At 62.2% G+C, this 13,198-nt stretch carries 13 protein-coding genes and 1 tRNA gene; 11 read left to right on the forward strand and 3 right to left on the reverse strand.

The genetic code is table 11. From position 1 onward, the window contains the following. Positions 1 to 305: 305 nt before the first annotated feature. Positions 306 to 2,498, reverse strand: coding sequence for an FUSC family protein (locus DIC66_RS19010; protein ID WP_117179788.1), 2,193 nt, complete (start codon positions 2,496 to 2,498; stop codon positions 306 to 308). 91 nt (positions 2,499 to 2,589) lie between these two features. Between DIC66_RS19010 and DIC66_RS19015 the strand changes: the two genes are divergently transcribed. The 6 genes from DIC66_RS19015 to DIC66_RS19040 all read left to right on the forward strand — a co-directional run bounded on the left by DIC66_RS19015 (position 2,590) and on the right by DIC66_RS19040 (position 7,707). Next, the gene (locus DIC66_RS19015; protein ID WP_117179758.1) at positions 2,590 to 2,961 is read left to right on the forward strand and encodes a hypothetical protein; all 372 of its coding nucleotides are present in this window, start codon (positions 2,590 to 2,592) and stop codon (positions 2,959 to 2,961) included. Between the two features lie 46 nt (positions 2,962 to 3,007). Then, positions 3,008 to 4,147: an FAD-dependent monooxygenase gene (locus DIC66_RS19020; RefSeq protein WP_117179789.1), complete on the forward strand. Its 1,140-nt coding sequence runs from the start codon at positions 3,008 to 3,010 to the stop codon at positions 4,145 to 4,147. 56 nt (positions 4,148 to 4,203) lie between these two features. Further along, complete coding sequence (locus DIC66_RS19025) at positions 4,204 to 4,932, forward strand: DsbC family protein (protein WP_117179759.1); 729 nt, start codon at positions 4,204 to 4,206, stop codon at positions 4,930 to 4,932. Further along, positions 4,929 to 6,770, forward strand: a complete 1,842-nt coding sequence (locus DIC66_RS19030; RefSeq protein ID WP_117179760.1) for a M61 family metallopeptidase — start codon at positions 4,929 to 4,931, stop codon at positions 6,768 to 6,770. The genes DIC66_RS19025 and DIC66_RS19030 overlap by 4 nt, the downstream gene beginning before the upstream one ends. 31 nt (positions 6,771 to 6,801) lie before the next feature. Next, positions 6,802 to 7,581 (forward strand): enoyl-CoA hydratase, encoded by a 780-nt coding sequence (locus DIC66_RS19035; protein WP_117179761.1) that lies wholly within the window; start codon positions 6,802 to 6,804, stop codon positions 7,579 to 7,581. Positions 7,582 to 7,630: 49 nt separating this feature from the next. Next, positions 7,631 to 7,707: transfer RNA gene (locus DIC66_RS19040), tRNA-Met, on the forward strand. Positions 7,708 to 7,798: 91 nt separating this feature from the next. Here DIC66_RS19040 and DIC66_RS19045 read toward each other — a convergent pair. Continuing rightward, on the reverse strand, positions 7,799 to 8,446 hold the full coding sequence (locus DIC66_RS19045) for a tetratricopeptide repeat protein (RefSeq protein ID WP_158558949.1): 648 nt from the start codon (positions 8,444 to 8,446) through the stop codon (positions 7,799 to 7,801). A gap of 274 nt (positions 8,447 to 8,720) precedes the next feature. On the opposite strand from DIC66_RS19045, the gene DIC66_RS19050 reads away from it, so the two are divergent. The 5 genes from DIC66_RS19050 to DIC66_RS19070 all read left to right on the forward strand — a co-directional run bounded on the left by DIC66_RS19050 (position 8,721) and on the right by DIC66_RS19070 (position 11,759). After that, a complete protein-coding gene (locus tag DIC66_RS19050; protein WP_233506003.1) occupies positions 8,721 to 9,092 on the forward strand; it encodes a hypothetical protein in 372 nt (123 codons plus the stop codon). A 98-nt stretch (positions 9,093 to 9,190) separates the two neighbouring features. Then, positions 9,191 to 10,555 (forward strand): tRNA (N6-isopentenyl adenosine(37)-C2)-methylthiotransferase MiaB, encoded by a 1,365-nt coding sequence (miaB, locus tag DIC66_RS19055; RefSeq protein ID WP_117179763.1) that lies wholly within the window; start codon positions 9,191 to 9,193, stop codon positions 10,553 to 10,555. Positions 10,556 to 10,636: 81 nt separating this feature from the next. Next, complete coding sequence (locus DIC66_RS19060) at positions 10,637 to 11,059, forward strand: BLUF domain-containing protein (RefSeq protein WP_117179764.1); 423 nt, start codon at positions 10,637 to 10,639, stop codon at positions 11,057 to 11,059. Positions 11,060 to 11,170: 111 nt separating this feature from the next. Further along, a complete protein-coding gene (locus DIC66_RS19065) occupies positions 11,171 to 11,449 on the forward strand; it encodes a helix-turn-helix domain-containing protein (RefSeq protein ID WP_117179765.1) in 279 nt (92 codons plus the stop codon). 67 nt (positions 11,450 to 11,516) lie between these two features. Beyond that, positions 11,517 to 11,759, forward strand: coding sequence for a helix-turn-helix domain-containing protein (locus DIC66_RS19070; RefSeq protein ID WP_117179766.1), 243 nt, complete (start codon positions 11,517 to 11,519; stop codon positions 11,757 to 11,759). Positions 11,760 to 11,765: 6 nt separating this feature from the next. Here DIC66_RS19070 and ffh read toward each other — a convergent pair whose 3' ends face one another. Beyond that, the gene (gene ffh, locus DIC66_RS19075; protein ID WP_117179767.1) at positions 11,766 to 13,130 is read right to left on the reverse strand and encodes a signal recognition particle protein; all 1,365 of its coding nucleotides are present in this window, start codon (positions 13,128 to 13,130) and stop codon (positions 11,766 to 11,768) included. Positions 13,131 to 13,198 lie beyond the last annotated feature (68 nt).

The raw sequence follows: 13,198 nt of genomic DNA on the forward strand, positions 1-13,198 counted from the left end.
GCTCCTGATAGAAACACTTGGATGGCCACTTCACGATGTACGAAGTGAAACCAATACGGCACGTTCGGCGAGAAGACCATCCGCAAGACTATTGGATTTATGTTCTTGAACCGGACAAGTTCGTCGCCGAGAAATTGAACAGCCTGTCTGCTACTGATCGGCATTCGGGAGCAAGTCTAGTAGTTGCATCCGATTGCGCTATCCCCCAACCGGGTGAAATGCAAGGCAACTGGATGATGTAGATCAACCAAAGCAAAATCAACGTCGAGCAGTCAAGAGGACGCGCCCCGAAAAAAATGCGGAGCCTATGGGGCAGCCACTTTGCTGCCAAACGCATTGGCATCCTGCTGCAGTTGCCGTGCAATGCCGGTCAACAGGCCCAGGCGGCGCAGCATCCAGGGGGTGAGGTCACTCTCGAACGGGTCGGATAGTTGTTCCAGCTCATTGGCCAGTGCATAGTCCGCGGGAGCCTGCGTGGTAAGGGCCACGCCGGGCTGCAGCGCCTCTTCCAGGGTCTGGGCGGTTTGCAGCAGGGGCTGTGCAATCCGCTCCAGTTGCAGCCGCTCGCGCCGCAGCATCAGCATGGTTTTGACCGAGGTGAGCTGGGCCAGCAACTGGTAGCTGCGTGCCAGGATGCGCCCCGATGCTTCCAGTGGCGGCTGCTCGGCGCGCGGCTCCACCAGTGCGCGCTGGGTGGCATTCACCAAAGCGGACAGGCTGTCGTAGCACTCGCGCCGCGCCAGGCGCCAGGCCAGTTCGGGCGCGTTCTCCATGCGCTGCACCTGGCCCAGCGTGAGGGACAACTGGGCGTAGCGCGCCTGCGCGGCCAGGGCGCGGGCCACCAGGGCGGCAATCTGGTGCCGCTCCCAGGAGGGCAGCACATAGCTGAAGGCCCAGGCAATCGACACGCCCAGCAGGGTGTCAGCCACGCGCTCCAGTTCGGCAAACACCGGGCTGGCCCCGGCATTCACCATGTGGGCTTGCACGAGGCCCAACACGGTGGCGGCAACGGCAGTCACCAGGTACACGCGCAGCGCCAGCGCATGGGCCACGGCCTGTGCCAGAGTCAGTACCAACAGCAGGACAAGCGGTGGCGCGTGCGAGGCCAGAATCAGGCCGGCCAGCACGCAGCCGATGACCGTGCCGGCCACACGGCTGTTGCGCCGCTCCAGGGTTTGCGCCAGGCTGCCGCGCAGGACCACCACGATGGTGAGCACTATCCAGTAGTCATGGCTGCCCCAGGGCATGGCCAAGCCCAGCGCATAGGCAAAGCCGATGGCCAGGGTGGCACGCACCGCGTGGCGCAGGGGCGGCGCGTCCCAGCGCCAGACGGAAACAAAGGGGCGCCAGGACCAGTCGGTGGTACTGACGAACATCTGCCAGTTGGTGCGTATCAGGTCGATGTCGGGTTGGGCTTCGCCGCGCGCCAATGCGGCGATGCGCACTGCCTCATCGCTGAGGTTACCCACCCGATTGGCCAGGCCGCGTGCCAGCATGGCATTGGCGGGTTCGTGGCCACCCACACGGGGGTCCCAAGACAGCGCGGCCAGTTGCGGCCTGCAATTGCGCAGGGCTGCCGGCAGGTGGCCCAGCAGCAAGGCATCGGCCACCCGCTCCACATCCACCGACAGGCTCACCAGAATGTCGCTCATGCCCTGCATGGCCTGGTAGTTACCAGCCGAGGCATGCAGGGTGTCCAGGTCCAGCTCGCAGGCCATCAGATGGTCGCGCATTTCCAGCACCACCATCAGCATGGCCGCCAGTTGCTGGCGCCGTGCCGAGTTGGGTGACTCCAACAGCAGGTCACGGGCCGCTTGCAGTTGCTCGGTCAGCACCGCCTGCTGGCGCAACAGCACGCCGATCAGGGGCGCCTTGTCACGCTTGTCGGCAGATGCGTTGAGCACAAACTGCTCGGCCTGGGTGCGCATCAGGCGGGCCAGGGCCATCAGGGTATCGGCCAGCATCTGGCTGCGGTAGCGGCCATTGAGCACGATGTTGGCGCAAGTGGAATACAGCACATACAAACCGGCCCCCAGGCCGAAATACAGGCTGCTGTCCACAGCACCCGCAACGCCGGCCTGCGGCGGCACTGCCATGGAAAACACCATGGCAAACATGACCGACACCACGATGGGCAGCCCGCGCTTGCCCCAGGCCCCGGCCAGAAAGGCCAGAAAGGTGGCAGGCACCAGCAGCAGGCCCAGTGCCAGCGGCCGCGCGTGCAGCAGTTGCACGGCCAGGAACAGCGGTACGCCCAGCAAAGCCGCAGGCAGCAAGTGCCAGAACTTGCCCTTTTTGGGCGCGGCCTGGTCTGGGGGAATGCAGACAATCACACCAATCGACGCCGCCCCCGCGGCCGTGGCACCCAGCAGAATGTGGACCACGCCCGAAATGAGGAACAGCCCCAGCGCTGCTGACATGCCGTTTGTGACGTAGTAACTCAGCAGAATGCGTAGCAAATCTTTGCTGCGTTGATGGAGTGAATGGGGTGCCTGCATGGTTGCCCCATTGTCAGGCAGGCGGGGCAACGCTTGCATGTGCGCTACCATGCGCCTGTCATGTGATGCGAACATTCGCAGGGGAGTCGGTTTGGCCTACACAATCAACTGGGAGCGCAACGGCGCCTACATCTGCTACCAGGATAGGGTGACCTTTGCCGAGTTCATGGGGGCGGTGCTCGAGATACACGCCGACATCAACTACATCACCACCAAATATGTCATTCACGACATGCTGGCGGCCTCGGAACTGGATTTTTCAGGGCTGGATATGACAGCCATGGTGGCCCACGAACTGGGCGCCCGTTTTACCAACCCCGGCGTGCGCCCGGCCGTGGTGTCCAGCGACCCGAACATGGAAGCCAGTACCCGGGCTTTCAGTGACCTGACCCGGTTGGAGGTAGGCTTCTTCTCCACAGTGGCCCAAGCACGGGCCTGGGTCACGGCTGCACCGGCGCAATAAGCCACCACAGGCTGCTGCCTGGCCGGTGGCCTCCTACAATGCCCCCATGGCGAAAACCTATGACATCTGTATCCGCGGCGCTGGCATTGTGGGGCGCAGCCTCGCACTGCATCTGGCCGCCAAGCGCCTGCGCGTGGCTTTGGTCGCGCAGGATCTGCCGGACAACCTGGCCCATTCGGATGTACGCGCCTATGCGCTGAGTCCGGCCTCGCGTACCTTGCTCGAAGCCATCCGCTGCTGGCCAGATGAAGCCCACGCCACACCGGTCACCCGCATGCAGGTACAGAACGAGGGTGATGCACCCGTGGTGTTTGACGCAGCAGCCCAGGGCACAGACGCGCTGAACTGGATTGTGGATGTGCCGGTGCTCGAAGGCCTGCTCAAAGAGGCCGTGCGCTTCCAGCCCCTGATTGAGATGGTGACCCATCCGGCCAAGGCAGATTTGACGGTGGTGTGCGAAGGCCGTGCCAGCGCCACCCGCGCCGAATTTGGCGTGGAGTTCTCCACCCGTCCTTATCACCAATGGGCACTGGCCGCGCGCGTGCAGTGCGCCCTGCCCCATGGGCAGGTGGCACGCCAGTGGTTTGCGGGCGGCGACATCCTGGCCCTGCTGCCACTGGACGGGCCAGAGGGCAAACAGTGCGCCCTGGTCTGGTCCGTCGAGCCGACGCGGGCTCAGGCCTTGCAGGCCACGGATGCATTGGATTTTTGCCAGCAATTGCTGGAGGCCAGCCAGGGCGCCCTGGGGGCCCTCACCCTGTGCAGTGAGCGCAAAGCCTGGCCGTTGCAGGCCGCCCAGGCAAAAGCATGGGCAGGACAGGCCGCTGGCGCCAGCTGGCTGCTGGCGGGCGATGCCGCCCACAATGTGCATCCGCTGGCCGGGCAAGGTCTGAACCTGGGCCTGGGCGATGTGGCTGAGCTGGTCCACATCCTGGACCACCGCGCCTATTGGCGCAGTGTGGGCGACCCCAAGCTGCTGCGCGCCTACGAGCGCGCACGCAAGGCCGACTTTGCCGTGGTGGGCGGCTCGGGCGATGTGCTGCAGCAGATGTTCAAACAAAACCATCCCGCCTGGCAAACGCTGCGTTCCCTGGGCATGCGCGGCTTTGAGCAGAGCGGCCCCTTCAAGCACTGGGTGGCTGCGCGTGCCATGGGTGGCAGACAGCGCCCCGGCACACAACACTGAAGCCAGCTCACGATTCCCTGCGGCGACCAACCACCCGAACCCCAACAGAAAGCTCTATGAAAAACCCAACCCTGCGCCGCATCAGTCTGACCCTGGTCGCCCTGGCCCTGTCGGCCGGTGCCTTCGCCCAGGAAGCGCTGATCCGCAAAAACATTGCCCAACGCTTCCCCGACCTGAAGGCCATCGACGAGGTCAACAAGTCCGTTGTTCCCGGCTTGTATGAAGTGCGCATCAACGGCACCGAGATCTACTACACCGACGCCCAGGGTGACTACCTGGTGGTGGGCAATGTGTATGACACCAAGCAGCGCCGCAACCTGACCGAAGAGCGGGTGGACAAGCTCACCGCCATCAAGTTCGACAGCCTGCCCTTCAAGGACGCCTTCACCATCGTGCGGGGAAATGGCGAGCGCAAGCTGGCCGTGTTTGAAGACCCCAACTGCGGATACTGCAAACGCTTTGAGCGTGACCTGCAGACCATCAACAATGTCACCGTCTACATGTTCCTGTACCCCATCCTGGGCGCCGATTCGGTGGAAAAGTCCAAGTCCATCTGGTGCTCCAAGGACCGCGCACAGGTCTGGCAGGACCTGATGGTGCGCGAGAAGAACATCCCCAACGCGGTGCAGATGTGCGACACCAACGCCGTCACCCGCAATGTGGAGTTGGGCCGCACCCACAAGATCAATGGCACGCCCACGCTGATCTTTGTGGACGGCACACGGGTGCCTGGCGCCATTGACGCCAAGCAGATTGAAAAACATTTGGCTGACGCCAAGTCATGAGTGGCAGCAAGACCAAAGCCGCAGGGCCCCAAGCTCAGGACATCCACTACCGTGTAGAGCTGGCCGACCTGCACAGCCACCTGTTCAGCGTCACCCTGCACATTGCAAACCCGCAGGCCGCCCAACTGCTGCAATTGCCGGTGTGGATTCCGGGCAGCTACCTGGTGCGCGAGTTCGCCAAGAACCTGCAGCAACTTGAGTGCAAGCAGGCCGGCCGCAGCGTCGCCGCCCTGCAGCGCGACAAGGCCAGCTGGGTAGTGGACTGCAAGCCGGGCGTGCCCCTGCAGGTGCACTACCAGGTCTATGCCTTTGACAGCTCGGTGCGCACCGCCTGGCTGGACGCCACGCGCGGCTTTTTCAACGGCACCAGCCTGTTCTTGAAGGTAGCAGGTGCAGAGGAGCAGAGCCATGCGGTGGAGATCATCGCGCCGCCCCAGGCCCCCCACTGGAAGCTGGCCACCGCCTTGGAGCCGGTGCGCGCGCTCAAGTCCGGCTTTGGCAGCTACCGCGCTGCCAACTACGACACCCTGGTGGACTGCCCGGTGGAGATGGGCGATTTCTGGAGCGCCAGCTTCACGGCCTGCGGCATTCCCCACCGCTTTGTGGTGGCCGGTGCCACCGAGAGCTTTGACGGCGACAGGCTGATTGCTGACACGCAGGCCATTTGCGAAACCGAAGTCCGGTTCTGGCATGGCGCACAGGCCAAGGCTGGTGCCAAACACACCGACAACCCGGTTCCCTTCAAAAGCTACCTGTTCCTGCTCAATGCCGTGAACGACGGCTATGGCGGCCTGGAGCACAGCAACTCCACCGTGCTGATCTGCACCCGCAAGGACCTGCCGCGAAAAGCCCGCCAGACCCTGGCCCAGCCGGTGCACAAGCAGCCCGAGGGCTACACCACGCTCTTGGGCCTGATCAGCCACGAGTACTTTCACACCTGGAACGTCAAGCGCCTGCGCCCCGCCGAATTCGCGCGCTACGACTACACCCAGGAAAACTACACCGAGCTGCTGTGGTTCTTTGAAGGCTTCACCAGCTATTACGACGACCTGCTGCTGCGCCGCGCCGGGCGCATCGACAACACTGCCTACCTCAAGCTGCTGGGCAAGACCATCAACCAGGTGCAGCAAACCCCCGGGCGCCTGGTGCAAAGCGTGGCGCAAGCCAGCTTCGATGCCTGGGTGAAGTACTACCGCCAGGACGAGAACACCGCCAACGCCACGGTGAGCTACTACACCAAGGGCTCGCTGGTGGCCCTTTGCCTGGACCTGACCCTGCGTGCCGAGGGCCGCACCACGCTGGACGCGGTGATGCAGGCGCTGTGGCGCACCTGTGCGGCCGGCCCCATGAGCGAGCAGAACCTGCTGGACGTGCTGGCCGAACTGGGTGGGCGCTCGTTTGCCAAAGACATCGCCCGCTGGGTGCACAGCACGCAGGAGCTGCCCGTGGCTGAGCTGCTGGAAAAGCACGGCGTGAAGGTGCACCGCGAACCAGACCAGGTGGCCCAGCAGCTGGGTCTGCGCGTGAAGGAGTCGGGTGGCCTGACGATTCACCAGGTGCTGCGTGGCGGTGCCGCCGAGAAGGCTGGCTTTGCCCATGGCGACGAGTGGCTGGCGGTGCAGGCCGAAGGCCCGAAGTCCACCGGCGCCTGGCGCATGCAGACCCTGGACGACCTGATGCTGTACGCAGGCAACGCCAAGAAAGTGACGGCCACCGTGGCCCGCGACAAGCGCCTGCTGAACCTGACACTCACCCTGCCCAAAGCCAGCCAGGCCGTGCGCCTGGCAAGCAGCGACGCAGCGCTGGTCAACCGCTGGCTGGAACCCGCAGCACCCTGATTTCTCTTATTTCAACAACAGAGGGACTCCCATGGACTACGAATGCATCACCACCCGTATTGAAGGCGACAAGGTCGCCATCATCACGCTCAACCGCCCCAAGCAGCTCAATGCCCTGAACAACCAGCTGATGGACGAGCTGGGCCACGCCCTGCAGGCCTTTGACGCCGACAGTGCCATTGGCTGCATGGTCATCACCGGCAGCGAAAAGGCCTTTGCCGCGGGCGCCGATATCACCGCCATGGCCACGCTCACCTTTGCCGAGGCCTACCGCGGCGACTTCATCACCCGCAACTGGGAAACCATCCGCAGCGTACGCAAGCCGGTGATTGCAGCGGTGAGTGGCTTTGCCTTGGGAGGCGGCTGCGAGCTGGCCATGATGTGCGACTTCATCATCGCCTCCGATACGGCCAAGTTCGGCCAGCCCGAAATCAAGCTGGGTGTCATCCCCGGTGCCGGTGGCACGCAGCGCCTGCCGCGCGCCGTGGGCAAGGCCAAAGCCATGGACATGGCTCTCACCGGCCGCATGATGGACGCAGTGGAAGCCGAGCGTGCCGGCTTGGTCAGCCGCGTCGTGCCCTATGACAAGCTCATGGACGAGGTGCTGGGTGCAGCGCTGATGATCTGCGGCTTCTCGCAGATCGCCACCATGGCGACCAAGGAAACCGTCAACCGCGCCTTTGAGAGCGGCCTCTCTGACGGCCTGATGTTCGAGCGCCGCCTGTTCCACGCCCTGTTCGCCACTGCCGACCAGAAAGAGGGCATGGACGCCTTTGTGAACAAGCGCCGCGCAGAATTTCGCAACGCCTGAGGCCCCGATGTAAAACCGCCCAATTTAGCCTGCTATAATTGCGGCCTTCGGTCGTATAGCTCAGCTGGTTAGAGCGCAGCATTCATAATGCTGATGTCGGTGGTTCAAATCCACCTACGACCACCAGACAATCAAAACCCGCAAGGCCTCCAGGCCTTGCGGGTTTTTTGTTGTCCTGCCAATGCAGGCGGCAGTCATGGCCAGTTAGCGCTCACGCTTATTCCCCGCCCTGCTCCAGCAACATGATTTGCAGGGCAATGCCCTTGTTGAATATGGCCTCCACCAAGTCCGGGTTGCAGCCAATGGCCATTTCATAGCTCTGGAAGGCCTGCGTATATCGCCCGAGTCGTGTCAGTGCATTGCCACGGTTCAGATAGGCCTCGGCCATTTCGGGGTTCAAGGAAATCGCCTGGTCAAAGCTGGCGATGGCTTCGAAGTACTGCCCCAAGGCATACAGCGTATTGCCGCGGTTGGAGTGGGCCTGGGCATAGTAGGCGCGCAGCGCGATGGCTGCGTCATAGCCACTGAGCGCCTCGCCATAGTGCTTGCATGCGGCCAGCGCATTGGCCCGGTTGAAATGGATTTCCGGAATGCACGGGTCCAGCGTGATGGCCTGGTCATAGCTTGCGATGGCTTCGGCCGGCTGCTGCAGTTCCATGTGCAGATTGCCGACCGTAAACAGGTCAATGGCGGATAGCGGCGCATGGAAGTGCCCCTGTGCGCTGTTGGCAGACTGCCTGCTGCCCGCGTAGTCCATCAGGACGCTGGGGGCCATGGCGCAGGCGATCCCTTCAGCCGATGCAGGAACGAGCCCGGATGTGTTGCCCAGAACCCGTTTGACGTTTTCCAGTTGCGCAATGTGCATGGCTAAGCTCCGTTGGTGGTGTGTGCGTGCCTGCAAGGCGGTCTGCTCCGGATCGGTGGCACGGGTGTGTGGGTGCGCTGACTCGCCACGTTCCACAGGGAGCATCTCTGTGCCCGATGGTAGGGTGTGGCGTGCCAATGCTTAAGCCACATAAGCGCCGCTTTTGGCGGTCAATTCGGGGCTTAGGCCTTTGCTGCCAATGGCGTTTTCTCTTGCTTTTTCGGCTGCGTGATAGCATGCAGGCCTTCTCTTTTACAGCCTCTGGATACACACCATGAACCGCTGCACCGCAACCGACTCCCTGGCGCCATCACGACGCACCCTGATGCGCCTGGCCCTGGCCGCGCCCCTGATGGGCATGGCCGCCTGGGCTTCTGCCCAAACCAATGTCCGCCCTTTTCCGCCCACTGCCGAGCGGGGTGTGATGCAGGTCATCGCGCCGCCTGTGATTGCAATGAGCGGCAAACCCGACCGCCTGTCACCCGGTGCACGCATACGCGGGCCGAACAACCTGCTGCTCATGTCGGGCGCCATCATCGGGCAAAACCTGGTGGTGAACTTTGTGCGCAACCCCACGGGTGAGGTGCATGACGTGTGGGTCCTGACGGACGCGGAAGCCGCCCTCAAGCTGCCAACACAGCAGTAGTTGCCGCCGGGCCTGCGCGCGGGTGTTTGCGCGCCGCCACGGCCTTGCCTGATTCCCGCAGCCATCGATGCTGCGCCTCCCCTTTGCAGAGTACCGCCATGACCAAAAAAGTATTTATCAAAACCTTCGGCTGCCAGATGAACGCGTACGACTCGGACAAGATGGCCGACGTGCTCAACGCCGCCCAAGGGTATGAGCCGACACAGAACGTGGACGAAGCCGATCTGATTCTGTTCAACACCTGCTCGGTGCGCGAGAAGGCGCAGGAGAAAGTGTTTTCCGACCTGGGGCGCATCAAGCACCTCAAGAAAAAGGGCGTGCAGATCGGCGTGGGTGGCTGCGTGGCCAGCCAGGAGGGTGCGGCCATCATCGCGCGCGCGCCCTATGTGGACGTGGTGTTCGGCCCGCAAACCCTGCACCGCCTGCCCGAAATGCTGGCCGCACGCGCAGCCCAGAACAAGCCGCAGGTGGACATCAGCTTTCCCGAGATCGAGAAGTTTGACCACCTGCCGCCCGCCAAGGTGGACGGCGCCTCGGCCTTTGTGAGCATCATGGAAGGCTGCAGCAAATACTGCTCGTATTGCGTGGTCCCCTACACGCGCGGCGAAGAGGTGAGCCGCCCGTTTGAAGACATTCTGGTGGAGGTGGCAGGACTTGCCGACCAGGGTGTGAAAGAGGTGACCCTCCTGGGCCAAAACGTCAATGCCTGGCGCGCGCCCCTGGCGGGCAAGCCGGGTCTTGCGGACGACACAGCAGAGGTGGCGGACTTTGCCACGCTGCTGGAATATGTAGCCGACATTCCCGGCATCGAGCGCCTGCGCTTCACCACCAGCCACCCCAATGAGTTCACACCGGCACTCATTGCAGCCTACGGCCGGATCCCCAAGCTGGTGAGCCACCTGCACCTGCCGGTGCAACATGGCAGCGACAAGATCCTGATGGCCATGAAGCGCGGCTACACCGCCATGGAATACAAGAGCACGGTACGCAAACTGCGCGCCATCCGCCCTGACATGGCCTTCAGCAGCGACTTCATCGTGGGCTTCCCTGGCGAGACCGAAGATGACTTCAACAAGATGATGAAGCTCATCGACGACGTGGGCTTTGACAACTCCTTCAGCTTCATCTTCAGCCCGCGCCCCGGCACGCCGGCCGCCAACCTGCAGGACGACACGCCCCATGCGGTCAAGTTGCAGCGCCTGCAGCATCTGCAAAGTGTCATCAACGGCAACATCGCTCGCATCAGCGAAAGCCGTGTGGGCACGCTGCAGCATATTCTGGTGGAAGGCGCCTCCAAGCGCGATGGTGGTGAACTGATGGGCCGCACCGAATGCAACCGCGTGGTGAACTTTGCAGGCCACCCGCGCCTGGTGGGTCACATGGTGCAGGTGCGCATCACCGAGACGCGCAGCTACACCTTGCGTGGTGAAGTTGTCACGGAGCCTGCCTCTGCCCTGGAATAAATGTACGAATCAGTGCGTTCTGATTGTCCGCCATGGCCCCTAGAGTCCGCCTATACATAACGATAGCGGGCGAGGAAATGCATGACCCATCTGAACATCATTTTCGTCAGCGCATTGCTGCACGAAGATGGGCGTGACCTCCCTGCGATCCTGGAACATGCGATAGCGTGCAACCCGTCCAGGACCTTGCGTTCCATGGTGCTGTTTTCGACCGGCAGTGTCATGCAGGCCATTGACGGCGAGGCCCTGCAAGCCAGACTCGAATTGAAGCGGATTTCTGGAAGTTCCCTCTACCTCGACACCATCGTGCTCAACGAAGAAGAGGTGCAAGGGCACAGCCTGAGCGGCAACAGTCTGGGTGCGTTGCACCTGTCCGCTGATGTGGTGGGAATGCTGCCGGCCGATGTCGCATTCTTCAACCTGAGCGAGGGTGCTGTCGTGCAACGTGTACGTATGGGCATTGCAAGAAATCTGCTCAAGCAATTCGCTTTTGACTACTCCTGAATTTGCAGAAACCGGCCAATTTCCAGGGCAGGTTTTGCGGCTTATGTACGCTGCCGTGAATGTATGAATCAGTGTATTTGATTAGTTGCCAATCAAATCGATACTACTTTCATGAAGCAAAGTGAAATCGACTTCAAGAAAGTCGTTGGCAAGCAGGTGAAGAAGCTCAGGTTGAAAGCCGGGATGACGCAGGACGTATTGTCCGAGCGTTGCGGCATCTACCGGACGTATCTTTCACGTGTCGAAGCGGGAAGCGCGAATCCAACTCTACTGGTCATGATTGCACTTGCGACATCACTGGGCGTGCATGTCTGTGAACTGTTTCACGACTTTGATGACACGGCCAATGACCTGATTGCCACCCTTACTGACAGACAACGGACGCAATAGCCCGGTTGCCTCTTCAGGTGTCGAAATGGCGCTTGGCAATACATCGATAAGGCGCCATACTCGACCTATGGGTCGCTTACATATCAATGAAGTTTTGGGTGCCAAAATAAAACGTTTGCGTCAGGAGGCCGGCATTACGCAGGCCACCTTGTCGCAACGCAGCGGCTTGTTCCGAACCCATTTGTCTCGCATTGAGTGCGGCACCGCCAACCCCACTCTGACGGCCATTGTGGCCATTGCTGTTGCACTTGAAGTTGACCCCGCCATGCTGCTCAAGGAAAGCGCCTTGAGCATGCCCGGCGGCCAATAGAAGCGCTCAGAAGGGCATCTTGGGCATGCCCTTCATGCCACCCAGGCGCTTCATCATCTTCATCATTCCGCCGCCCTTCATCTTCTTCATCATGTCCTGCATCTGCTCGAATTCCTTGAGCATGCGGTTGACCTCCTGCACATGCACACCGGCGCCGTTGGCAATGCGGCGCTTGCGCGTGGCCTTGATGAGTTCAGGCTTGCGGCGCTCCAGCGGCGTCATGCTGTGGATGATGCCCTCCTTGCGCTTGATGTCTTTTTCGGCCTTGTCCATGTCCACCTGACCGGCCTTGGCCGCCATGGCCGCGGGCAGCTTGTCCATCAGGCTCGACAAGCCACCCATCTGCTTCATCTGCTGGATCTGAGCGAGGAAATCGTTGAGGTCAAAGCCCGCACCGCTCTTGACCTTGGCGGCCAGCTTTTGTGCCGCTTCCATGTTCACGCCCGAGGTGACCTGCTCCACGAGGGCCACGATGTCACCCATGCCCAGCACACGCCCGGCATGGCGCTCGGCATCAAATACTTCCAGACCATCGAGCTTTTCGCTGGTACCTGCGAACTTGATGGGCGCCCCGGTGATCTGGCGCACCGACAGGGCCGCTCCACCGCGTGAGTCGCCATCGGTCTTGGTGAGGATGATGCCTGTGAGCGGCAACGCGTCCTTGAAGGCCTTGGCCGTGTTGACCGCATCCTGGCCCTGCATGGCATCCACCACGAAAAGCGTTTCCACCGGATTGAGCGCCGCGTGCAGCTGCTTGATCTCCAGCATCAGCGCCTCGTCAATCGCCAGGCGGCCGGCCGTATCGACCAGCAGCACATCAAAGAAATGCTTTTTGGCATAGTCCAGCGCGGCCAGGCCAATGTCCACCGGCTTCTGGTCGGACGTGCTGGGGAACCACTCGGCACCGGCCTGCGCGGTCACGGTCTTGAGCTGCTCGATGGCGGCCGGGCGGTAGACGTCACCGGAGACCGTGAGCACTTTTTTCTTGCGCTTCTCGATCAGGTGCTTGGCCAGCTTGCCGGTGGTGGTGGTCTTGCCCGCGCCCTGCAGGCCAGCCATCAGGATCACGGCCGGGGGTTGGGCTGCCAGGTTGATGTCGCTGATGCCCTCGCCCATGGTGGCGGCCAGCTCGCGGTTGACAATGCCCACCAGCACCTGGCCTGGCTGCAAGGAACCCAGCACTTCTTCGCCCAGGGCCTTTTCCTTCACACGGGCAATGAAGTCGCGCACCACGGGCAGGGCCACGTCGGCCTCCAGCAGGGCCATGCGCACCTCGCGCAGCATGTCGGAGACATTGCTTTCGGTGATGCGGGCCTGGCCGCGCAGTTCTTTGACGAGGCGGCTGAGTTTGTCGGTAAGGGCGGAGGCCATAGGGAGAAAGTCCGCTGCGCGGAACCTGTGTTGTGCGCCAGACAGTGCTGGCAGGAAGCAAAAGGCTA

The sequence above is a fragment of the Rhodoferax lacus genome (assembly GCF_003415675.1).
Classification (GTDB): Bacteria; Pseudomonadota; Gammaproteobacteria; order Burkholderiales; family Burkholderiaceae_C; genus Allorhodoferax; species Allorhodoferax lacus.

Coding starts and splice junctions, on each gene's coding strand:
- DIC66_RS19010 (WP_117179788.1), bottom strand. CDS start 2,498: ATGCAGGCACCCCATTCACTCCATCAACGCAGCAAAGATTTGCTACGC.
- DIC66_RS19020 (WP_117179789.1), top strand. CDS start 3,008: ATGGCGAAAACCTATGACATCTGTATCCGCGGCGCTGGCATTGTGGGG.
- DIC66_RS19025 (WP_117179759.1), top strand. CDS start 4,204: ATGAAAAACCCAACCCTGCGCCGCATCAGTCTGACCCTGGTCGCCCTG.
- DIC66_RS19030 (WP_117179760.1), top strand. CDS start 4,929: ATGAGTGGCAGCAAGACCAAAGCCGCAGGGCCCCAAGCTCAGGACATC.
- DIC66_RS19035 (WP_117179761.1), top strand. CDS start 6,802: ATGGACTACGAATGCATCACCACCCGTATTGAAGGCGACAAGGTCGCC.
- DIC66_RS19045 (WP_158558949.1), bottom strand. CDS start 8,446: ATGCACATTGCGCAACTGGAAAACGTCAAACGGGTTCTGGGCAACACA.
- DIC66_RS19050 (WP_233506003.1), top strand. CDS start 8,721: ATGAACCGCTGCACCGCAACCGACTCCCTGGCGCCATCACGACGCACC.
- miaB (WP_117179763.1), top strand. CDS start 9,191: ATGACCAAAAAAGTATTTATCAAAACCTTCGGCTGCCAGATGAACGCG.
- DIC66_RS19060 (WP_117179764.1), top strand. CDS start 10,637: ATGACCCATCTGAACATCATTTTCGTCAGCGCATTGCTGCACGAAGAT.
- DIC66_RS19065 (WP_117179765.1), top strand. CDS start 11,171: ATGAAGCAAAGTGAAATCGACTTCAAGAAAGTCGTTGGCAAGCAGGTG.
- DIC66_RS19070 (WP_117179766.1), top strand. CDS start 11,517: ATGGGTCGCTTACATATCAATGAAGTTTTGGGTGCCAAAATAAAACGT.
- ffh (WP_117179767.1), bottom strand. CDS start 13,130: ATGGCCTCCGCCCTTACCGACAAACTCAGCCGCCTCGTCAAAGAACTG.